Origin of the sequence: Corynebacterium breve (genome assembly GCF_030252165.1) — a bacterium.
Lineage (GTDB): Bacteria > Actinomycetota > Actinomycetes > Mycobacteriales > Mycobacteriaceae > Corynebacterium > Corynebacterium breve.
In genome coordinates this window covers 327,538-349,627 of record NZ_CP126969.1, presented here as the reverse complement: position 1 = coordinate 349,627, position 22,090 = coordinate 327,538, and the positions used below count along the sequence as shown (strand labels likewise).

At 58.1% G+C, this 22,090-nt stretch carries 21 protein-coding genes; 4 read left to right on the top strand and 17 right to left on the bottom strand.

Features of this window, described 5'->3' with window-relative positions; translation table 11 throughout:
* Positions 1–30: 30 nt before the first annotated feature.
* The 5 genes from QP027_RS01780 to QP027_RS01760 are packed head-to-tail and all read right to left on the bottom strand — an operon-like array spanning position 31 to position 4,571.
* The gene (locus QP027_RS01780) at positions 31–1,626 is read right to left on the bottom strand and encodes an aspartate:alanine exchanger family transporter (RefSeq protein ID WP_284825521.1); all 1,596 of its coding nucleotides are present in this window, start codon (positions 1,624–1,626) and stop codon (positions 31–33) included.
* Entirely contained in the window at positions 1,620–2,348 is a 729-nt protein-coding gene (locus QP027_RS01775) for a class I SAM-dependent methyltransferase (protein ID WP_284825520.1), read from the bottom strand. Before QP027_RS01775 ends, QP027_RS01780 begins: the two co-directional genes overlap by 7 nt.
* Positions 2,339–2,827 (bottom strand): tRNA (adenosine(37)-N6)-threonylcarbamoyltransferase complex ATPase subunit type 1 TsaE, encoded by a 489-nt coding sequence (gene tsaE, locus QP027_RS01770; RefSeq protein ID WP_284825518.1) that lies wholly within the window; start codon positions 2,825–2,827, stop codon positions 2,339–2,341. Before tsaE ends, QP027_RS01775 begins: the two co-directional genes overlap by 10 nt.
* The gene (gene alr, locus QP027_RS01765; RefSeq protein ID WP_284825516.1) at positions 2,827–3,894 is read right to left on the bottom strand and encodes an alanine racemase; all 1,068 of its coding nucleotides are present in this window, start codon (positions 3,892–3,894) and stop codon (positions 2,827–2,829) included. Before alr ends, tsaE begins: the two co-directional genes overlap by 1 nt.
* Before the next feature lie 17 nt (positions 3,895–3,911).
* Complete coding sequence (locus tag QP027_RS01760) at positions 3,912–4,571, bottom strand: GAP family protein (RefSeq protein WP_284825515.1); 660 nt, start codon at positions 4,569–4,571, stop codon at positions 3,912–3,914.
* 92 nt (positions 4,572–4,663) lie between these two features.
* On the opposite strand from QP027_RS01760, the gene QP027_RS01755 reads away from it, so the two are divergent.
* Positions 4,664–5,620 (top strand): AraC family transcriptional regulator, encoded by a 957-nt coding sequence (locus tag QP027_RS01755; RefSeq protein WP_284825513.1) that lies wholly within the window; start codon positions 4,664–4,666, stop codon positions 5,618–5,620.
* Between the two features lie 139 nt (positions 5,621–5,759).
* On the top strand, positions 5,760–7,607 hold the full coding sequence (locus tag QP027_RS01750; protein ID WP_284825511.1) for an FAD-dependent oxidoreductase: 1,848 nt from the start codon (positions 5,760–5,762) through the stop codon (positions 7,605–7,607).
* On the opposite strand, the gene QP027_RS01745 is transcribed toward QP027_RS01750, so the two are convergent.
* Together QP027_RS01745 and glmS are read right to left on the bottom strand one after the other, a co-directional pair.
* On the bottom strand, positions 7,604–8,047 hold the full coding sequence (locus QP027_RS01745) for a hypothetical protein (protein WP_284825509.1): 444 nt from the start codon (positions 8,045–8,047) through the stop codon (positions 7,604–7,606). The genes QP027_RS01750 and QP027_RS01745 overlap by 4 nt on opposite strands.
* Before the next feature lie 86 nt (positions 8,048–8,133).
* Positions 8,134–9,996: a glutamine--fructose-6-phosphate transaminase (isomerizing) gene (glmS, locus tag QP027_RS01740; protein ID WP_284825508.1), complete on the bottom strand. Its 1,863-nt coding sequence runs from the start codon at positions 9,994–9,996 to the stop codon at positions 8,134–8,136.
* A gap of 140 nt (positions 9,997–10,136) precedes the next feature.
* Between glmS and QP027_RS01735 the strand changes: the two genes are divergently transcribed.
* On the top strand, positions 10,137–10,982 hold the full coding sequence (locus QP027_RS01735) for a dienelactone hydrolase family protein (RefSeq protein WP_284826884.1): 846 nt from the start codon (positions 10,137–10,139) through the stop codon (positions 10,980–10,982).
* On the opposite strand, the gene QP027_RS01730 is transcribed toward QP027_RS01735, so the two are convergent.
* From QP027_RS01730 to eccCa, 10 genes are all read right to left on the bottom strand, one after another.
* Entirely contained in the window at positions 10,979–11,212 is a 234-nt protein-coding gene (locus QP027_RS01730; RefSeq protein WP_284825506.1) for a hypothetical protein, read from the bottom strand. The genes QP027_RS01735 and QP027_RS01730 overlap by 4 nt on opposite strands.
* Positions 11,212–12,207, bottom strand: a complete 996-nt coding sequence (locus tag QP027_RS01725) for a hypothetical protein (protein WP_284825504.1) — start codon at positions 12,205–12,207, stop codon at positions 11,212–11,214. Before QP027_RS01725 ends, QP027_RS01730 begins: the two co-directional genes overlap by 1 nt.
* Positions 12,200–12,508, bottom strand: coding sequence for a hypothetical protein (locus QP027_RS01720; protein WP_284825501.1), 309 nt, complete (start codon positions 12,506–12,508; stop codon positions 12,200–12,202). Before QP027_RS01720 ends, QP027_RS01725 begins: the two co-directional genes overlap by 8 nt.
* 99 nt (positions 12,509–12,607) lie before the next feature.
* Entirely contained in the window at positions 12,608–13,951 is a 1,344-nt protein-coding gene (gene glmM, locus QP027_RS01715; protein WP_284825499.1) for a phosphoglucosamine mutase, read from the bottom strand.
* A 93-nt stretch (positions 13,952–14,044) separates the two neighbouring features.
* Complete coding sequence (rpsI, locus tag QP027_RS01710) at positions 14,045–14,593, bottom strand: 30S ribosomal protein S9 (RefSeq protein ID WP_284825497.1); 549 nt, start codon at positions 14,591–14,593, stop codon at positions 14,045–14,047.
* Complete coding sequence (gene rplM / locus QP027_RS01705) at positions 14,593–15,036, bottom strand: 50S ribosomal protein L13 (protein ID WP_284825495.1); 444 nt, start codon at positions 15,034–15,036, stop codon at positions 14,593–14,595. Before rplM ends, rpsI begins: the two co-directional genes overlap by 1 nt.
* 270 nt (positions 15,037–15,306) lie before the next feature.
* Positions 15,307–15,600, bottom strand: coding sequence for a WXG100 family type VII secretion target (locus QP027_RS01700; protein WP_284825493.1), 294 nt, complete (start codon positions 15,598–15,600; stop codon positions 15,307–15,309).
* 18 nt (positions 15,601–15,618) lie between these two features.
* Entirely contained in the window at positions 15,619–15,948 is a 330-nt protein-coding gene (locus tag QP027_RS01695; RefSeq protein ID WP_284825491.1) for a WXG100 family type VII secretion target, read from the bottom strand.
* A gap of 120 nt (positions 15,949–16,068) precedes the next feature.
* Complete coding sequence (locus tag QP027_RS01690) at positions 16,069–16,965, bottom strand: type VII secretion-associated protein (RefSeq protein ID WP_284825490.1); 897 nt, start codon at positions 16,963–16,965, stop codon at positions 16,069–16,071.
* On the bottom strand, positions 16,962–20,519 hold the full coding sequence (gene eccCa, locus QP027_RS01685) for a type VII secretion protein EccCa (RefSeq protein WP_284825488.1): 3,558 nt from the start codon (positions 20,517–20,519) through the stop codon (positions 16,962–16,964). Before eccCa ends, QP027_RS01690 begins: the two co-directional genes overlap by 4 nt.
* A 191-nt stretch (positions 20,520–20,710) precedes the next feature.
* On the opposite strand from eccCa, the gene eccD reads away from it, so the two are divergent.
* Positions 20,711–22,015 (top strand): type VII secretion integral membrane protein EccD, encoded by a 1,305-nt coding sequence (gene eccD / locus QP027_RS01680; protein WP_284825487.1) that lies wholly within the window; start codon positions 20,711–20,713, stop codon positions 22,013–22,015.
* Positions 22,016–22,090: the final 75 nt, after the last annotated feature.

Sequence of the window (22,090 nt, the reverse complement as noted above, 5' to 3'; positions counted from 1 at the left end):
GTAATGGATTCTCGTCGATCCTACCGCTGTCTAAACCAGGAGTAAGAAAAGGACCTGCGACGCGACAATTTTGCCGATCATTGTCGTGGGATACACGGTGGCATATCCGCGATCGGGAAGGTCGGTGCCAGTCTGGGTGTTCAGATAGGAAATCACTGCCGGATTCGTGGTCATTCCCGCAGAAACACCCATCGCTTCATCCCATTTGAGGCCGAACAGAGTGCAGCCGACAATGCCGATGAGCAGCGCGCTCGTCAGAGTAATCAGGAGTCCCATTCCCATGTACACCAGCGACGATGGGTCGGTCAGCGCCGAACGGAACCCAGCGCCAGCCGAGGTACCCACGCCAGCAAGGAATAACGCGAGGCCGAGAGTAGAGATGGTCTTATTCGCGTGAAACGGCAGCTGCCAGTGGATCGGGCCGGTGCGGTTGAGGGCGCCAAGAACCAACCCAGCAACGATCGGGCCACCACCAAACCCCAAAGTAAGCGTGGTGCCGCCCGGCAATGGAATCGGAATCGCGCCGATCAACAGGCCCAGCGAGAGCCCGAGCGCGAATGGAAGTAGATCAACATTGCCTAGGGCCTTCTCGCTGTCGCCAACACAGGCGCGTACTTCGTCTACTCGGCCCGGCGCGGTAATCACGCGGATCCGGTCGGAGTAGTTCAACACGGTACCGCGGTTTGGCACGAAGTCGCTATCCCCGCGGCGAACACGGGCCACGAGAAACCCCTTCGACGCAGTATCGATGTCGCCGAGGCGGTGCCCAGCAATCTCCGGATTGGAGACCGTGAACTCCTGAAAAATGAGCTCGGTGTCTTCGATCTTCACCAGGTATGCCTCGCCAAGTCGCGGGATCGCCCGATCGAGCGCCTCTTCAGTGCCGTGGATCAGCAGGATCATCCCCGGTTCGAGTACTCCTGAGGGGTCTGCAAGCTCGTGGTTTTCGGGATCGTTAGCAATGCGTGTCGCCATGACCTCTTCGCCTGCAATCGCTCGCAAATCCCCGATCCGCCCGCGGATCCCAGGGCCGATCTGCACGCCACGCCACTGCAGGCTGGCTGTGATCATTCCCTCCTCTTCCGCGTCTTTCCGGTGATCCACCTTGAGCACCGATGCTCCCACGGCCGCGACGACGATTGCTCCGATGACCGCACCTGGATATGCCAACGAATAGCCGATCACGGGGTCTTGGGACTGCGCCGGATCAACCATCTCGACGATCGCTGCCATACCCGGGGTCGAACTTAGCGCACCAGCAAACATGCCCGCGCCCGTTGCTGGGTCCAAGTCAAGGCCACTAATGATTGCCCAGCCAAGCGCAACCAGCACCACCAACAGCACCAGCATAAACAGGGTGAGTTTCCAGCCTCGCCGCGCGAATTCACGGAAGAACACCGGACCCGCGGATAGGCCAATGACATACACAAACATTGCTAGGCCAAGTTGGTACACCAGCGGCGGGATTTGGATCTCAGGGTTCGCGGTGGCCAAGCCAAGTGCGACGAATAGAACCGCTGCCGCGCCAAGGGAGATTCCGAAGGCGCGGACTTTTCCAAGCGCCAAGCCCAGCGCCAAAATCAGAGCCAACGCCAAAAGTGGGTTGGACGCCAAAAACGTCAGCATGTCACTCCCGCAATCACTGTGACCGGCCAACGAACCTGACGCGTGACACTACCCCAGACGAGTTCTAGGTTCTCAGCGAATCGATCAAGCAAGTAGCCGTGGCCGTCCTTGCGCGCGCTTGTCGACGCCGACCAAGTCTCCACGTACCCCAGGAAGTCATGCACAGTCATCGACTTGATGATGTCCGGGCTGTTGATTGCAACACGTTCAAAGGGGAACGGCAGTCGCGACAGGCCGGTTTCAACATGGATCCGGCGCGGGTCCCAGAAGTCGTGAAATTCACCCGCGTAGAACTCTTGGAAAATGCGGTCGGTCTCGGCGTCGTCGATAATGCACAGGCCGTAGCTGATCAGAGCGATCAAGGCGCCCGGTGTGGCTACGCGCCGGACCTCCTCGTAGAAGGGTTCTACCTCAATCCAATGCGCCGCCTGCGCAACGGTGACTAGATCAACCGAGTGATCTTTCAGAGGCAGTGAGCTGGCATCGGCGACGGTGTAGAGTGCAGTCCCCCGGGCGGCCCTGACCTGCGACAAAGAGATATCGGTACCGATCGTGGTGGCGAATTCGTCGGTGAGAATTTCCGTGAGCTGGCCTGTCCCACAACCCACATCGAGTGCCACGGCACTGCGCGGAGCTTGCGCGGCAAGAAGCGGCCCCAGCTCGGGTGGATACGTTGGGCGAGATTCGGCGTAGTCAGCGCCGTTGTCAAAGGTTACTGCCATTGCTCAAGCCTCCAAGAGATGATGCGGCCTTCGGATTCTGGATCCTCGAGCACGAGGGTTTCACGATCTAGAGTAACCAACAGATAGGACTGTGTAATTTGCTCGACAAGTCCCCCACCCCATTCGGCCACGACCACGCTATCTTCCAGCGCGGAGTCGAGATCAAGGGCATCAAGCTCGCCGAGCGGGTCGCCGGAAGCACCTTCGGCGATCAGCCGGTACGCGTCGACGTGGATGAGCGTGGGTCCGCCCACGGTGCTGCGGTGCTCGCGGGCGATGACGAACGTCGGGCTGGTCACGCGCCCTTTCACCTGCATGCCACGCGCAATGCCTTGCGTGAAGGTGGTCTTGCCTGCACCGAGGGGACCATCGAGGATGATGACATCGCCGGGTTCTACCGCGCGACCAAGCTCCTCGCCAAGCGCTTGGGTTTCGGCAGCAGTATCGCAACGACGAGTTCCTGCAGAGAGAAACTTCATTACTTGCCTTCCGTGTATTCGCGGACGTTGCGGCCGGTAGGGCGGCAAATCACTTCATAATTGATGGTGCCAGCACGATCTGCCAACTCAGTCGCGCTCATACCACCGGATCCGAAAATGATGGCTTCAGCACCAAGATCCACCTGGTCTTGCCCCAACCAGATGAGGAACTGGTCCATGCACACACGCCCCACCTGCGGGTATGCCTTGCCGTTGATTGTGACCTCGATGGCATCCTGCCATGCGCGTGGCACCCCGTCGGCGTAGCCTGCCGGGATACTGGCAGTAAAACCGTCCTCCGGCGCCTGCCAGGTGAGACCATAGCTGACGCTTTCACCTTTCTTGATCGGTTTTACTGTGGCAACTCGCGAAATCCAGCTCATCGCCGGGCGCAAGTCGTGAGTAATGCCCGCCACAGGTTCCAGGCCGTACAAAGCGACACCAGGTCGGACCTGATCGAAGCGGAAATCCTCGCGGGTCAATGTTGCTGGCGAATTAGCAAGGTGATTCGTTGGCAAGGTTAACCCGGCCGCGCGGCCTTGCGTGATCGCCTTGTGGAAAAGCTCCGCCTGTTCGTCGTTCACCGGGTTATCGAGGTCATCGGCGCAGGCAAGGTGTGTCATTAGCCCGTCTACCGTGAGGTGTTCGGCCTTTGCCAGCTCAAATGCCTCGGCCCACGATTCCTCGTCGATGCCCGCGCGATTCATACCCGTATCGACTTTGAGGACGATGGTCCGGGGCGTGGGGTCGTCGACAAGCTTGCGGAGGTGCTGCAAAGTAGGCACGCCCAGCTGCACCCCCTCGGGTAGCTCCGAGTCGATCGCCCAAATCCATGCCAGAACCGGCTTCGTCGTTAAGCCAATGAGCTTCTTGGCTTCGTCGACCGTAGCCACGCCGAATGCGTCTGCGCCGTTGGCCTCCATCACCGGTACGACGCGCTCCACGCCATGGTTGTAGGCATCCGCTTTGACCACGCACATCAGTTTTGCCGGTGCCACCAGGTCCTTGATGGTCCGAGCGTTGTGTGCGATAGCAGAGAGGTCAATGCGCGTGGTTAACAGATTCATGCGCCCCATTGTGCCACTTAGAAGAAATGCAAGACACCAATGGCGATGAGAAGTATCGCCACAAGCCACGACGCCGCGAGGGTGACTTCATCCGGGCGTTGCCGCGCCTTTTCAAAGAGCTTTCCGACGAACGACTGTGGTTCTTTCCTGATCCAGCCCACGAGGAGCGCGGTGATCGTCGGCAAGCTTAATGCGACCGTGGCATACAGGATCAGGCCTGTGTATCGACTGACCGTTTCGATACCACTGGCAGAAAGCACGGCGAGGCCGGCGTAAAACGGCACTGATGTCGCCGACTGGATCAGGCCGAGGATGAAACCCATGATGACGGTGCGCGGGGTGGGCTCTCGCAACGGGGCCATGATGGTGTTCATCAATTTGGAATTGTCGCCGCCCTTAAACGCCATCACACCGACAAGCACGCCCGTGGCGATGAGGAGCCACCCAAACAAGGGTCCCTCGACGAACTGTTTCACCACGTCGCCGAGCCCGTCGAAGATCACCAGCATCAGCAGCGATAGTGAGGCCACGCCGAGCCAATCGCCCGCGACGAGGAGCGAGCTGATCTTCGCGTACTTGCGACGCACAGGAGGCGTAGCGATGCCCACCGCGACGATCACGCCAATAAGAAGGACGTTGATCGAATCGACAAACGCGTAACGGAGGGCTTCAAGCATAGGGTCGAGCGTACTTGATCGAGCAGGGACACCCACGATGCAGGATGTGATTCACGAAACTGGTATAACGGCTTAAACATAGGGAGGTTCGCGTGGCTAATGAGAGCAAACTTGAGTCCTTGACGTTCAGTACGCAGGGCACCCCACCCGGAGATCGGGTCCGCCTGTGGGAGAGTCACAATGCTCTTGCTTTGATACCTCTTGATATTCGTACGCTGGATTCGAAGCCTCTTAAGGCACGGGAAGAAAATATCAACTTGCCGTCGATCCGTTTGGCCGATGTATTCGGATCAGCCCAGATAGTGGAGCGCTCCGAATCCTTCATTAACGACAATCCAACCGACGTCATCGCGATTTTCTTTGCGTTGGAAGGCGATACGTTTTTCTTTCACACCGACGGGCATCTCACCCTCCAGCCCGGCCAAGCGGTTGTCTACGACGCGGACCGACCTTTCACACGTGGGTTTTCCCTGGGGCTTCGCGAGATGGTGCTCACTGTTCCTCGGCACTTGTACACGGAGTTGGTGCCTGCACCTCGACCAAAGTTGCCTTATGTCTTCGATTTCTCTCGCTCATCGCAAAGCCTTCAGCACAATGCGCTTGCCAATTTCGTGCGTCGCAGCCTGAGTGAACGAAGCGCGGACGATATCAGCAAAACCGAACGCAACACCCTGAGCCTGGTGAGCTCGATTTTCGAGCCTGCATCGTCTTCTGATTCCATTCTGCTTGCGGCGCAACACTTCATTTCCCTTAATCTCGGAAACTCTGATCTTTCTGTTGCCGAAATTGCTGCAGCCGCAGGGATCAGCCAGCGCCAACTGGCCCGCGTTTTTGCTGCGGAAAACACAACCGTTTCAAACTATCTCTTGCAGCAACGCCTCAAGATTGCGCGAACAGCACTGGCTTCGCCAACCCATGATCGCTATTCGGTCGCCACTATTGCGGCACTCTTTGGTTTTTCTTCCTCCAGCCACTTCGGCAAGGCCTTCAAACGCGCTTATGGAACGACACCTTTGCAATGGCGCAAAGAATCTCGTGCGGAAATGTGAAATCTTCGCGCTCATTTTGGCCTCCAGCGGACACTAAATCGCCCCCAGCAGACGTGACCGCACTTACCACTACCCAATAAACGTGACCCGCGTTACATTCTCCCCCAAGGTCCATTTCACCTGATCCTAAGGAGAACTAATGCCCGTTTTCAATGATGGTCTCGCTGCAACCGAAGCCCCTGAGCAAACAGATATCGTCACCACTGATGTCTTGATCGTCGGTTCCGGCCCCGCCGGAGCTTCCGCATCGCTCTTCCTGTCCACGCACGGTGTTGACAACATCATGATCACCAAATATCGCTGGACAGCAAACACCCCTCGTGCGCACATTACGAACCAGCGCACCATGGAGGTACTGCGTGACGTGGGCCTCGAAGAAGAAGTTCTTGCAAAGGCTACCCCGCACGACAAGATGGGCGACACCGTCTACTGCGAAACTCTCGCAGGTGAAGAAATCGGCCGCCGCCCAACCTGGGGTTTCCGCCCGGATCGCCGAGCAGACTACGAGCTTGCCTCACCAGCAATGCCTTGCGATATTCCGCAAACGCTGCTTGAGCCAATCTTGGTAGAAAACGCAACCAAGCGAGGCACCCAAACCCAATTCTCCACCGAGTACCTCTCCCACGAGCAAGACGACGAAGGCGTAAGCGTCAAGGTCCGCAATCGCCTTACCGGCCATGAGTACACCATTCGCGCAAAGTACCTGATCGGCGCCGACGGTGCGCGTTCCAAAGTCGCCGAAGACATTGACACGCCTTTTGAAGGCGCAATGGACATCGGCGGTTCCATGAATATCACCTTCAAGGCAGACCTTTCCCACCTCGTCGCTCATCGCCCATCCATCCTCTACTGGGTTTTCTACCCTGGATCCAACATCGGTGGCATCGGCGCAGGCTTGATCCGCGCAGTTCGCATGTGGGACGAGTGGCTCGTTGTCTGGGGCTTCGACATCAACGGTGAGCCACCGGTGCTTAACGACGAAGAAGCGAAGCGCATCGTACGCAATCTCGTCGGTGTCCCTGATCTGGAAATGGAAATTACCGGTTACTCGCTGTGGGGCAATAACGAGCAGTACGCAACCCACATGCAAAAGGGACGTGTTTTCATCGCGGGCGACGCAGCACACCGTCACCCACCAAGCCACGGTCTAGGTTCCAACACTTCCATCCAAGACTCCTACAACCTGGCATGGAAGCTCGCGGCAGTGATCAAGGGGCAGGCAGGACCAGAACTCCTAGACACCTACTCTGTCGAGCGCGCACCAGTTGCAAAACAAATCGTGACGCGTGCGAATGATTCCAGCCGTGAATACGGCCCGATTTTCGAAGCACTCGGCGTTGCTGATGCAAAAACAGAAGAAGAATTCCGTGAGGGTCTGCAGCTGCGTAAACAACCAACAGCGGAAGGCGCTGCTCGTCGCAAAGCACTGCGTGAAGCGCTGGACTACAAAGATTACGAATTCAATGCTCAAGGCACTGAAATCGGGCAATTCTATCAATCCTCCGCGACAGTTTGCGATGGTCGGGGGCGTCCAGAAATCACCGAGGACCCCATGCTGCACCACCAGAAATCCACGTACCCAGGTCTGCGTCTGCCACACGCTTGGTTGGGCAATACCCTGGAGAAGTTCTCCACGCACGACATCGCAACCGGCACCGGCTTCACCATCTTCACTGGCATCACCGGTAAACCTTGGGCAGACGCCGCAGTCCAGGTTGCTGAAAAGCTAGGTATTGAACTGAAGGCAGTTGTCATTGGCGAAGGCCTCGAGATCACCGATCTCTACGGAGACTGGATGCACCAGCGTGAAGTCGAAGAAGACGGAGTAATCCTCGTCCGCCCAGATAAGCACATCGGCTGGCGCTGTCACTCCATGGTCGACGACCCTGTTCAGGCTCTAACAGCAGTGCTGGAATCCATCCTGAGCCGTGCAAAAACAGCAACTCTGTCAGTTGAGGATCTCCAATTGCTCAACGTACCGAGCTAAAAGCACCGGTTGATGGCTGCGATTGCCTCGTCGGGATTGGCCATGGAGACGAGGTACGGAGCGGTGGTGCGCTCGATCTTGATGGTCGGGCCACCCACAATAAGCCCTTCTGCGTTGCCGATGAAGCGGATGCCGGCTCCTTCTTTGAGGCCGGTGGTTGGCCCCAGCGTGACACCCTTGATCGACGACGCTGGTAGGTGCACGTCAGCAATCCCGCCCAGCATTGTTAGGTCAATGCCAGCTTCGTGCACGGTCATCGTCACTTTGATGAGCAGGCAAAGAAAGAAGAACGCTGCCGCGGCAAGGTAGATCACAAGCTCGAGAAGGTTTCGTTGAAACATCCATGAAACCGCTGCGCCGAGGAGGCTTAGAGCTCCGAGCACGAGTATGAAGGTGCGAATACTGCCGTTGAGGCGCTGCTGAAAAACTACCGGCTCCATGCTTTCCAGCCTATCTGAACAGAAGTGACCGTTTATGGGCTGTGGCATCGTCGAAAAGCACCATAAACGGCCGTTTCTGTTCGGTTTTATTCCACAGTGACGGACTTCGCTAAGTTGCGTGGCTTATCGATGTCCTCGTTGCCGCACTCCAGCGCGATGTCGGCCGCAAGGAACTGCAGCGGAACGGTCGCAAGCAGCGGCTGCATGATCGTCGGGGTCTGCGGGATGCGGATGAGCCAATTGGAATATGGCTCGACGGCGGTATCGCCCTCCTCCGCGATGACGATGGTCTTTGCACCACGCGCACGGATTTCCTGGATATTGGAGACGATCTTCGAATGCAGCTGGGACACTCCACGCGGAGAAGGCACGATGACGACGACCGGCAGGTCATCCTCGATCAGAGCGATCGGGCCGTGCTTCAGCTCGCCTGCGGCGAAACCCTCGGCGTGGATATACGCAAGCTCCTTGAGCTTCAAGGCTCCTTCGAGCGCGATCGGGAAACCAACGCCGCGGCCAAGGAACAACATCGTCTTGACCTGGCCCAGCGTCTGAGCGATCTGGCCGATTTGCTCGCGGACCTGCAGCACCTGCTCGATCTTGGCCGGAATCCACTCGAGCTCCTCCCAGATCGCACGGATTTCGTCGGGGTACTTGGTCCCCTTCGCCTGCGCCAGGCCGAGGCCAACGATGTAGTTCGCGGCCACCTGGGCTAGGAAAGCCTTGGTCGATGCCACGCCGATTTCCGGGCCGGCGTGGGTATAAATCACGGCGTCCGATTCGCGCGGAATCTGGGAGCCATTCGTGTTGCACACCGCGAGGACTTTGGCACCCTGAGTCTTTGCATGGCGCACGGCCTCTAGGGTGTCTGCGGTCTCGCCGGACTGGGAGATAGCGAGAACCAAAGTGCGCTCGTCCAGCACAGGGTCTCGGTAGCGGAACTCGCTGGCCACCTCGATCTGCACCGGGATGCGCACCCAGTGCTCGATGGCGTACTTTGCGGCAAGTCCCGAGTGGTAAGCGGAGCCGCAAGCCACGACGAAGACCTGGTTGAAAGACTTCAGGTCGGTGTCGGAGATCGTGTTTTCGTCGAGAGTGACCCGCTCGCCATCCCAGTGACCCGCGAGGGTGTCGCGGACGGCGGCGGGCTGCTCGTGGATCTCCTTCATCATGAAAGAATCGAAGCCACCCTTTTCTGCGGCTTCGAGGTCCCAGTCGATGGTGAACTCGGTGCCTTCAGCGGGGCTGCCGTCGAAGTTCATGATCTCGTATCCATCGGCGGTGATGCTGACAACGGAGTCTTGTCCCAGCTCCACGGCCTGTTTGGTGAACTCAATGAATGCAGCGACATCAGACCCGAGGAACATCTCGCCCTCGCCCACTCCAACGATCAGCGGGGTGGACCGTCGCGCGGCAATGATCTGGTCTGGGTGATCGGCGTGCATGAACAACAAAGTGAATGCGCCTTCGAGGCCGTTAAGCACCTTTAGCGCACTCGCTCGGAAATCGCCCTGCGTGTCGCCTTCGTTGTAAGCCTGAGCCAACAGATGGGCCGCGACCTCGGAGTCAGTCTCGGATTTCAGTTCCACACCGTCGCGCTCAAGCTTGTCGCGCAGCGGGGCGAAGTTTTCGATGATGCCGTTGTGGACAATCGCTACCTTGCCGTCAAACGACATATGCGGGTGCGCATTTTCATCCGTCGGGCGTCCGTGGGTCGCCCAGCGGGTGTGTCCGATGGCGGTGGTGCCTTGGAGAGTGTCCGCCCCTACTTCGGTGATCTTGTCTTCCAGGTTCGCGAGTTTCCCGGCGCGCTTGGCCATCGCGATCGTGCCAGCTCCAGCGACTGCGACGCCTGAGGAGTCATAACCGCGGTATTCCATGCGACGTAGTGCCTCAACTGCAATGTTGAGGGCTTGTTGATTTCCGACATATCCGACGATTCCACACATGGCGTAAAGAATAAACGACGTTTTTCATCACACCTACATTCTGTGACCAGCAAAACGCTGTGAGTTTTTCGCATCTTGGAAAAATTCCTGGTGAGACGGATTTCACGTCACAGCGAAAAGAATCCAGTATCGTGGCTTATGTGTCTGCGAATTTGAAGAAATCGTTAAAGGAACTGTCCAAGCGCGGTCCGCACCATGTGCTTGAAGGCGACCTCGGCTACACCGGCCTCCCTGGAAAGATCTACACCCCGGAAAAGGGAAACGGTTTGCCAGCGATCGCTTTCGGCCATGATTGGACCAAGCCGATCAAGCACTACCACGCCACCCTGCGCCACTTGGCTAGCTGGGGCATCGTCGTGGCTGCGCCCGACACCGAGATCGGGTTTAACCCAGACCACGCCGGGTTTGCCGCGGATTTGGAATCCGCGTTGCAGATCGTCGCTGGTGTCAAGCTTGGCAACGGTAACGTCAGCGTTTCCCCGAAGAAACTTGGCGTGGTTGGACACGGTATGGGTGGCGGCGCGGCGGTCCTCACCGCCGCCGACAACCCGAAGGTAGGCGCGGTTGCGGCGATTTATCCCGCGAACACCAGCCCATCCGCAGCGGCAGCAGCGCGCACAATCGAAGCGCCAGCCCTGGTGATCGGCTCGGGAAAGAGCGAACTATTCGATGCCGGAAACCCAGCGAAACTTGCTTACAACTGGAAGGGCGACGTTGCCTACCGTGAGATCGAAAACGGTAACCAGCAGAGCTTCGCCGAAGATGCTGGCTTCCAGTTCATTCTCGGGGCCGGGTTGCCTAAGACCGCTGCCCGCGAGACTGCATGGGGTCTGGTCACCGGGTTCCTGTTGCACCAACTGGACAACGAGGGCAAGTACTCCGACTTTTCCGACCCTGAGGCAACTGGCCCAAAGGTAAGCTCCTACGCCGGCCTTGAACTCGCCGACAAGGCCGGTTTTGCCAAGGACGACACTCGCCTGTTCTAGTTCATCCCTCCTGGGGCTTCTCTCCGCAGCACGCCCTGGACCTTGCCACCGCGAATTGTGCCCTTTGGGTACATTGTCGGTGGCTTTTTGATGTTCATCTGCCGCGCGATCTCCTGCTGCCGGACTGTTTCCTCCATCTGCTTTTGTGCCTTGAGCAACGCCGCTTCAAAGTCCACCATGCGCTTCGCGGTGCGCCTTTGGAAGTTCTCTGCAAATTCGTAGAAATCCATTACCACTTCTCCACTTTCCGGACGCGACTTGGCTGTACTTCTTCAACTACTGGTGGTTCTTCGATGGGTGCTGCCGCAGGAGCGGTAGCAAGTTTCTCGGCGGGCATCGGAGGCTCTTCAACTTCGGTAGGTTGCACGGACTCGTTGATCGCTGCTGCAGCCCCGAGTAGCGGAGCGCAGTCCTGCGTTGCAAGCGGGCCTGTCATCATCGTCGAGAGCTCCTCGACAAATTCAGACGGAACCGCACAGTTTAGATTGATCTCAAGCTTCAGAGTCAGCTCACCGGTCGCTGACGCTGCATCGGTGGGGATTTCCGCAGCGTCAGCTTGCTTGTCGACGATCCCCTCGGGTTCGACATAAATCGAAGGCTCGGGCATTTCCTTGTCACACAGAGCCTCTGTTTCTTCGATCACCCGGTCCAAACAAGTTTCGATCGACTCATTTTGATCGGCAGCGATGCCTTTCGCCTGGCCGAGACCATTCATGATGAGGTCAATGATGATCCCGATGATCACGCCGGGTGGCGAGAAACGCGCGAACTTCATCAACCGCAGGATCAGCGCGAGCAAGAGATTGATGCCTTGGTCGCCGTCGTCGGCAATGATGTCGATAGAATCGCCGCATTCTTCGGCCCGCGCGCTAAAGTCATCAAGGCATTTTGTGAATTCGCGGTGCTCGTTGTCGATGCGCCTTTCCTGCTCGGCGGGTGCCCCTTCGCCGATGCCTTCGAACAGCGGGGAGAGGTCGTCGATAAGCTGCTTGCCGAATTCGACGATGGTGATGACGTTTCCGATGGTGTCTAGGACCCCGCCGCCGCGACCGCCGAGAGCCGAGGCTGCACTGCGGAGCTGTGAGGTATCAAGCCCCTCGCGTTTGGCCAGATCGCTTCGGATGCCACTGGCGTAATCCTGGATGCCGGCGAGGCTGCCGGAGTCAATGTTGGGGTTGGAGCTGGCCTCGCTAGCGATGGCGTCGAGCAGCTGCAGGTTATTCATCGAGGCCACGCGTCCTCAATTCAGATGCGTTGAGCTCGTCTGTGCCCTGGATGGTGTCATTGAGCTCGCCTAACCTGTCGAAATGATGCAGGCGATTTTGATGGCGGCGTACCGAGGCCTCGTGGAGTCGCTGCAAAGCTAACGCGAGGCGATCGCCCTGCAAAGCGAAACCAGCGCCAGCGGCAGCCGGAGAGAAATTAGGCGGCCGCTGCTCGCTTTCGTCGCGAAGCTGAGCGAACATCTCGGCATGGTTGGCCAGAAGCGAACGAATGCGCTCGGAATCTGCGTCTAACTGGGACATGTAGAACACTCCCCTCTAGTGAGGTGTAGGTGATGAAGGAACTTCACCCCTATTGGACTGTTCTACAACGCAAAAGGTTCCCTGAGTGGCGAAAAAAGTTTAGACCGCGGACACAACCGCAGCTAGACGGCCCGCAACCTTGCGTGCCTGTTCCTTTTCGGCAGCTTCCACCATGACGCGGAAAAGCTCCTCAGTGCCGGAGGGGCGCAGGAGGACGCGGCCGGTGTCGCCGAGCTCCGCTTCAGCCTCTGCGATCGCTTCCTGCACAGTAGGCGCTCCCATGATCGTGGCCTTGTTGGAGACAGGGACGTTGATCAAAACCTGCGGCAGGACCGACATGACGCTAGCCAGCTCAGACAGAGATTTTCCGGTCTCCGCCATGCGCGCCATGAGCATGAGGCCGGACAAGGTGCCGTCGCCGGTGGTCGCGTAGGAAGGGACCACGACATGGCCGGACTGCTCTCCGCCCAAGGAAAAACGGCCAGCGTTGAGTTCCTCGAGGACATAGCGGTCGCCCACTGCGGTTTCGACAATGTCGATGCCTTCGCGCTTCATCGCGATCTTCAGGCCAAGGTTGCTCATGACCGTTGCTACCAAGGTGTTATTGCGCAGCGATGCTTTCTCCTTCATGCCGACCGCGAGAATCGCCATGATCTGGTCGCCGTCGACGATATTGCCTTCAGCGTCCACGGCCAGGCAGCGATCCGCATCGCCATCGTGGGCGAGGCCCAAATCGGCACCGTGCTCCACAACAGCCTTCTGGATCTGATCCATGTGGGTGGAACCGCAATTGTCGTTGATGTTGAACGCGTCTGGTTTGTTAAAGATCGAGATGACCTCCGCGCCAGCTGCCTCGTAGGCCTTCGGAGCAACCTCGCTGGCTGCGCCGTTTGCCGCATCGACGACAACTTTGATGCCCTTCAGCGAGGTCTTGACTGCCTCTGCGAGGTGCGCCAGGTAGCGTCCCTGTGCGTCCGGTGCTTCTTCGATCACGCGGCCAATGCCAGTTCCGGTTGGGCCACCCTCTTCGAGATCGGCGAGCGCCGCTTCAATTTCGTCTTCGACATCGTCGGGAAGCTTGTGCCCGCCTGCGGAGAAGAACTTGATGCCGTTGTCTGGCATCGGGTTGTGGGATGCGGAGATCATCACGCCGATGTCCGCGCCGTAGTCGTCGGTAAGGTACGCCAGGCCTGGGGTGGGGATGACACCGACGCGCAGTACGTCAACGCCACGGGATGCCATGCCTGCTGCCATCGCCGCTGCCAGCATCTCGCCGGAGACGCGCGGGTCACGGCCGATCAGTGCGATCGGGCGGCGCTGGTGCGATCCACGATCCTTGGTTAGGACCACCGCGGCGGCTGCGCCGAGCTTGAGGGCGAGAGGGGCAGTGAGGGTGTCGTTGGCTAGGCCACGGACACCGTCGGTTCCAAACAGTCGAGTCATGCATTTCATTATGGACTGTTTTGGTGAAAATGCGAACGCCGCCCCTCTCCAAAGAATGGAGAGAAGCGGCGAAGTGCGCAAGTACAGCGAAAATTAACGCTTGGAGTACTGAGGTGCGCGACGTGCCTTGTGCAGACCCGCCTTCTTACGCTCAACAGCGCGAGCGTCACGGGTGAGCATGCCAGCCTTCTTCAGGGTTGGGCGCTCAGCCGGGTTGTAGATGTTCAGTGCACGAGCAATCGCTAGGCGCAGAGCACCGGACTGGCCGGTTGGGCCACCGCCGGAGATGTTTGCCTGGATGTCGAACTGGCCTTCACGCTCGAGAAGGGTCAGTGGTAGAAGGATGTCCTGCTGGTGCAGCTTGTTCGGGAAGTAATCCTCGAACTCGCGACCGTTGACAACGATCTTGCCGGAGCCCTCAACGACGGTAACGCGAGCAATTGCGCGCTTACGACGACCAACGGTCTGGATTGGGCCTTCGTGCAGCACAGGAGCTACAACTTCAGCCTCTTCCTCGGTAACCTCTGGAGCTACCGCGTCACCAATGGTGTAGTTGAATTCCTCGGTTGCAGCAGTTGCGGCTTCGATGTCGCCAGCGTCTGCAACGTTGGTCTCTTCGATGTTCTGATTTGGCTCGGTCATTACTGTGCCACCTGCTTGAACTCGTAGGTTTCTGGCTTCTGGCTCTCGTATGGGTGCTCAGAGCCGGTGAAAACGTGAAGCTTCTTAATGGACTGTGCGGAAAGCTTGTTGTGTGGCATCATGCCCTTCACAGCCTCCTCGATGACGCGATCTGCGCGCGTATCCAGTGCACGACCAAGGGTCATGGACTTCAGACCACCTGGGTAACCAGAGTGGCGGTAGCGCATTTCGCGGTCGCGCTTGTTGGACGAGATGTGGACCTTATCAGCGTTGATAACGATGACGTGATCGCCGGTGTCGACGTTAGGTGCGAACATTGGCTTGTGCTTGCCGCGCAGGATGTCTGCGACGGTAGATGCAAGCTTGCCCAGCACCACGTCAGTGGCGTCGATGACGTACCACTTGCGGGCGATGTCACCACTCTTTGGGTGGTAAGTAGACATGCATGACTCCTTGAAAGTCTGTCTTGATGGCTGCCGGCCAGAACAGTACTAAGCGTTCCTCGCACTCCCCCGGCGGCCGGTGGAGACCCGTGGAGTGCTGCATTAATGCAGAAGAACACACAGACACTTAAGGATAGGGCATCTACCACCTAGAAACCAAAACGCCACCTGCACGAATCTGCAAGCGGCGTTGGCCACGGTCCCCCAACCGTGTAGTGATGCTGCCCAGGCATCAGTTTCTCGTCGTTCCCCCTGAGTTATACAGTGCGGTTAGCCACGCCAGCTATCAGCGGCGTTGCTGTTGATGGTTTGCATGCGGCTCGCGCCATCGCGGACCGCATTGCCAATGGTGTTGAGGATGTTGTTGAGCTCGGTCGCAGCGCTATCCCACTTGTCCTGGTGCGCTTGGTAGGCCTCGGCAGCGTCACCTGTCCAGGTCTCTGCAATTGGGCGCAGGAGGTCCTTGAGCTCGTTTAGTTCAGTGCCCACGTTTGTGGAAGATGCGTTGATGTCGTCAGCGAGCCCGTTGAGCTTGCCAAAGCCGTACTGAATTGGTGCAGACATTGGTATTTTCCTTTCGGTTTAAAGAGGTAGGCCTTCAGCTGGGTTGATCGCCTTGAACGCGTCGGCGTTGATGGCTTCTACCCCTTCGAAGTCGCCTGCGTTGGAGTCGATGTTGTTGCCGATATCAGTAAGCGCCTTGAGCAGTTTTGCTTCTTCATCGTCGTAGCGGACCATCAAATCATCGAAGGTCGACTTCGCCTCGCCTTTCCAGAAGCTCTGAGTCTCCATGATCGCTTCCTGCAGGCGACGCAGTTCGCTTTGCACTGCATCGTGCACCACACGGGTGTGGTCTGCGGCAGCGCGCATCACGTCGGCTTCTGTTTGAAATTCCCCAGTCGGTTGGGTCATTGGTGTTTCCCCCTTGCAATTGTTGTGTGTGGAAAGCGCCGAAATGGCCTTTCTACTTCTATTGGACTGTTAAAACATCGCTACGGTTCCCTCAAATTCAAAAGTTCTCGTTTCCGCAGGTCACAGGGCTTCTACCTCGGGTGACTCAGGCGCGTATACCGCTGATTCGTAGGCCATCGCGCAGGTTGCTTGCTGCACGGTCGTCGGAGCGAATTGCGTGTGGCATCCCACTGAAAGTTGCTGTCCGTCGGCCACCCAAGTGAACCAACGTGCCTCCGATCCGTCTCCCGGAAGCTGGTGGTACTCCACCAAGTTCGCTTCTCGACGAATCAATGTCATCGAGGGGTCTTCGCTGAGTTCCCGCTCAACCTGGTTGAATAGCTCCTCCGCAGGCAGCCCGTAGAGATCGTCGGCGGCAAGTTGCAACCTGAAACCTGGGTCTTCGCCCTGGGCGCGCCACATTTCACCATCTGCTTCGAGTTGGAAGCCCAATGGCAACGTCACGGAAAGACCATTTTGTTCCAGCACAATTGATTCTTCCACCGGAACAATGGGCGAAGGTGGTGCCGAGGTCACCTCTCTAACTGGTTCCGATACTTGGGCGACCACAGGTGGCTCGACGGGAAGTTCTTCCGGCCCTGCGAGCCACGCACCAGCTGCAATGACCACCACGACCAATGCCGCGATTCCCAATACCGGCAGTGGCGAAGGCCGCATCGGCTCGTCCACAGGCTCGAATTCCTCGGTGGACGTTTCGGGCTCGGGAGGCGCCGGGGAGTCGTCGATAAGCGGCTCTGCGGTGGCGATGAAGCCACGACGCCGGCACGCCTCTGCGAACTCGTGCGCGGTGGTTTCTTCGGCCTGAATAACTACGTGGTGACCGCCAATTGCGTTATCGACGACAGTGCAGCAAAAATCGGCGACATCATCGGCTGTGGGCTTGTCATAGCGATAGTAAGTGCGGTCGGCCTCGATGATTGTCAAGGCGGGATGAATGACGACGGTGATGGTGGTCATGCGGTTTCCTCGGTCTGAGTTGTCGCGATCTGGACTGTTCCGATGATCTCTCCAGCTTCGATGAGGGTTGCGCGCCCCGGAGGCTGAGCGGTGGGACGATAGCCAAAGAGCGCTCCCTCGTCGCGGTTGCCATCGAGTACAAGAACTGCAGGTTGTTGATCTTTGAGGGCCGACAGGAATCTTCCGAGCAGTGCCCTGGCGGTTCCACCGAACTTCCTGGCGAGGTAGACGTGCATGCCGATGTCGGCTGCGTGTGGGAGCAGGTCGATGAGAGGCCGGATGTGTTCTTCCGGAAGGAGATCAAAGTCGTCGATTACTATGTGGATTTCTGGGCCTGACCACCACGATCTTTTTGCGATTTGTTCCGCTGTAATCTCAGGTCCTGGCAAGCGAGAGCCCAATGTAGTTGCGGCGGATGCGAGCGCTTGGGCAGCTGATTCAGTGGTGGGTGCGTACATCGCTATCATGTTGTCGTCGATGGTTCCCAGGTGTGCGCGACGCGGATCGATGATGACCAGGCGCGCGTCCTCGCGGTCGAAAGCTTGCACGCTTTCCATCACGGTTGCCAACAACGTGGACTTTCCTGAACCCGAGGTGCCAAAAACCATGAGGTGGTGGGAGCATAATCCAATTGTTTCGAGCTTTGGCCCGCCTATTCCCAGCGGAATCATAAATTCGTGATTGCCCAGCTCCGCAACGGTTACCTGCGCTGGGAGCATGCGCAAGGATGGAACGCGTGGCATGACGGCTCGCGACGCGATATGGGCCACGTCCTGTTTCGATGTGGATGCGATCAACATGTAGCCACCGCTGGTGGTCAGTCCCCTGCCGGGGATGGTCGGCAGTTTCTTTTGTGCCTTGCGATCGATCAGGGAATCCATGGCCTCGCCAAGACGAAGTTCAAGGCGGTGCCCAATCAGGTCGCGGACGCTGGCGCGAATTGAGGTCCAACGCTGCGTGGAAATCACCAGGTGAATACCTACGGCTGGGCCTTCGGAGGCGATTCGCGACAGCGCGTTCCGAATGTCATCGAATTCGACATCGTTGCCGACAAGTGCTTGCCACCCGTCAAGAACGAGCACGATGTGGCGCTGCACCGGTTCGTCGAGAAATCCCGCTACTTCGTCGATAATGCGTCGGAGCTTTTCAGGTTCCGTGCGATCAGCAACGCCAGCAACGTGTGGCAACATTTCTAGGTCACGGAATACTCCGTTTCCTGCGTTTATGATGTAAAAGGCAAGGTCATCGGTTGTATGAGTCGCTGCGAGCGATGCAACAATGGTGCGCAGAGCCGTGGATTTGCCGGTCTGGGGACCGCCCGCGATAGCGAAGTGGCCTCCCGACTGTGAAAGATCAAGCACCAGCGGGTCTTGTCGCTGGTGGTACGGCACATCCTCAATTCCGATGATGCATGCCAAGTGTCCTGCGTCTTTACACACGGCAGACAGTTCGATGTTGGCTGGCAGCGGTGGCAACCACACTTGGTGAGCCACCTCCCCCAACGCCTCAGCCTGCGCGGTGGCCAACCTCACGATCTCAGCGACTAGCGTGGTGGAGTCATCGAGCGTCGTACGTACCTCGGGAGCTACTTCTTCCTGGTCCCAGCCGTGAAAGACCTGCACTCTTTGAGCAACGGGCACTGGCGCGTTTGCTTCACGACGAACGAGTGGCCCTGATACATAGGCGGCCTGGAATCGTTGCAGCTGGCCGGTATTTCCTCGAAGAAAACCCGCGCCGGGCTGGCTCGGAAGCTGGTATGCATCGGCCACGCCGAGCACTTGTCGCGACTCCGCGGCGGAGAAAGTCTTGAGCCCGATGCGGTACGAGAGGTGGGAATCAAGCCCGCGCAGTTTTCCTTCTTCGAGCCGTTGGGAGGCCAACAGCAGGTGCACACCGAGGGAACGACCCAATCGGCCCACTGCCACGAACAGTTCGGCAAAATCGGGGTGCTGGCCAAGCAACTCAGAGAATTCATCCACTACTAGAGCAAGGACCGGCAAAGGTGCAAGCTCTGGGTGAAGCGTGAGGCGGGCCTCGGTGTACTCGGTGATATTGGCAAAGTTGCCCGCCCGCCGCAGCAACTCTTGGCGGCGATTGAGCTCACCCGAAATGGCTTCATACATTCTTTCCACCAGAACGGCTTCATCCGCCAGGTTGGTGATTACTGCGGAGGTATGAGGAAGTTCCTCCAGCCCCAAAAAGGTCGCACCGCCTTTGAAGTCAACCAACACGAAGTTCAGCTCGTGAGGTGAATGGGTCGCGGCAAGGGCCACCACGAGTGTGCGAAGCAGTTCCGATTTACCTGAACCGGTCGCGCCAATGCACAAGCCGTGTGGCCCCATGCCACCGTGGGCTGACTCCTTGATGTCCAAGAGCACCGGGTATTTCTTCTCGTCTACGCCAATCGGCACCGTCAGATGCTGTGGAGTCCCGAATCGTCCTGGCCAGAGTTGTTGCGGTGCAAGGTGATCAATTTCCGGCAATCCGAGCAGGTCAAGCAGGTTGTTTCCTGTTTGTGAACTGTGGTGTACATCGGGTCGTCGAAAAGCACTGACAGCGCGTGCTAGCTGCTCTGCTTGGGCATGGCTGTACTCGTCAGGAGTGCCCAAAACTTCGAGTCCAGTCAAGGTGAACACACCGATCTGGTTGTCGGCGTGAAAGTGAATTCCGTCTTCGTCGGCGAAGCGGTGTACGGGATCATCCTGTGATTCCGCAACGACAAGAACACAGGTGACAGGCTCTGCTTCCGCCGAAATGAGCACTTGGGACAGCTGCGGGGAATCGGCATCGACAATGATGAATGTGAATTCGGCACTTGCTGGGCCGCGGGTATGCTCCACCCACTTCAGCCAGCCCATTCGTCCAGTGCTGCACTTGTCGACGAGACCCACCGTCTCAGGCCCGTGAAAAAACAACAGCTGGGCGACGATGGACCGTAACGTGGGCCAGGCGCCTTTTCCCGAGAGAGTGATAATGCGAAAGGCGCGCAGTTGCACCGCGATGGGTATGTCGTGCACTGAGCTAAGCGCGGCGACGGCACGTCTGAGGCTCACCGCGCATACCGGGTCAAGGTCCTCCGTCGAACCGGGATCGTCGACCTCAATTGGCGTGCACAGCGACGCGCTACCAAGTCCAATGCGCACCTCGCAGGCGCGGGGGTCGTCGGAAAGCCGCTCCCACAGCCTTTCTGGGGCAACCCCGTTGGTGAGATCGCCCGGATGCGGATGGTGAAACTGCTCAAAATCGCGCTGCTGGTCGGCATGCGATCGTGCTTTCTTGCTCAAGGCATCGAGGTGACGGAGATAGACGCGGCGCTGCTCATCGATATCGCCTGTCCGCTCGGGCGGTGAGATCATCATCAGCATGCTCATCAGCATCATGAGCGGAAAGATCATCATCATGGGACTCATGCCACGCCCGGATAACGCCATGATGAGCACCATCGCGACGACAGCCGTCACCATGACCACCGGCATGATGATGCGGATGATCGGCTCAGGAATTGCGCGCTGCGCCCCTGGCACCGGCTCCGCTTTCAAACTGCCCTGAGGCATGGCAGGCTCGGGAACCTTTTGCGAAGGATCCCGAGGTACGACAATTGGATCTTGGATGACGCCAAGCACGCTTCCCCCTGATGAACTTTTGCCACAACTACCCCCTAGCTGTGGACACAGTGCCCATATTAAGCCAAGATGAGGATGTTCGGGCGGTACGGGGACCGCCAACTACTGGGGGTAGAACTTTCGTGACTTCAGCAACGCATCACGTGGTGCGATTAACGGTGCGCTTAGACGTGGGTGCGCACCATTCGCACGCCGATTTAACGATCCCGAGCTCTTCGACTTTCGGAGAAGCGCTGCCGGAAATTCTCGGACTGATAGAGGCACCCGTAATCACACAGCCGTGGGAATTCGCCACAGCCGCAGGCTTGGTTTACCCGCTAGATGTCCCAACGCACAACCTGGCACTGCGTAACGGTCAAGTATTGGTCCTGCGACCCCGTGTTGAACAGGCGGCCCCTGTTGTGCGCGACGCGGCGGAATCGCTCTCAGCCCAAGCGGATGCGCACGATCAGGTAGGAAGCGTGGAACGGGCAACATCTGTCTTAGGAATTTTTATCCTGACCCTGTTGTTTTCCCATGTCATGAAGCTGCCGGCCGCCATTACTCTCGGCGCCATCATTGCACTGTTACTCAGCGCATTCGTCCAGAGCCAGTTGATTTCTATATACGCAATCATGGGTGCTGGCACTGCAATCGCACTGTGGGTGATGGGCGCTAATCCGGATGCTTCTAGTGTCGCACTGGGCATCATCGTGGGCAGTGTTGCCAGCTGTATCTTGTTGATTGGTGCCGGTTATGTCAGTCGAATTGGTATCCGGGGGCTGGCCTGCGGAGCTACCGCCGCCTTAGTTCTTATCGGGGGAAGCGTAGGTGTCTGGCTCCCCAGCGACACAGCGCCTGCGGGGTGCGCGATTTTGATCGCCCTTGGAATCGTCATGGCGGCACCCGGGATTGCAACGCGCGTAGTTGGCCTGCACATACCGCGAGTTCCCACTGCGGGGGAAGAAATGCCTGATGCGGACGATCACCAACTAGACGTGGATTCTCGGGCAAAAGTGGCGAAACTAGTTTCCGATGGCATTCCAGTCGGCCTTGCAGTGGGTTTGCTCCCCGCATTCTGGCTGCTCGGGTTTCAAGGTGGCGAGTGGGCATGGGCGCTGTGCAGCTGTTTTGCTGCAGCTTTAGCGGTGCATGCTTCGCGTCACCATTACCCGATTCCCCGCATTTCTTTAGTTGCGATTGTGATGACCGCGTTGCTTACCGGAGTTATCGCACTTATTCGAGTTGATGCACACCCTGGGTTCCTCGTGGCCGCAGGGATTATCGTCTTGATCGCAGTATCGGCTCCCTTGTGGAGCCACGTGGTGTCCGAGTTCGAGCCAACAACTATCGTCTGGTTTGAGCGCGCCGAGCAGGTCGCAATCATTGCCGTGATCCCGCTAGCGATTCATCTGGCCGGTATCTTCGAGCTGATCCGTGGGCTGTAGAAGATGAAGCGTATAGCCCATGCCCTAATGGTTGTTGTCTCTTTGTTCTGGTGTGTCCCGGTTGCCCATGCGCAA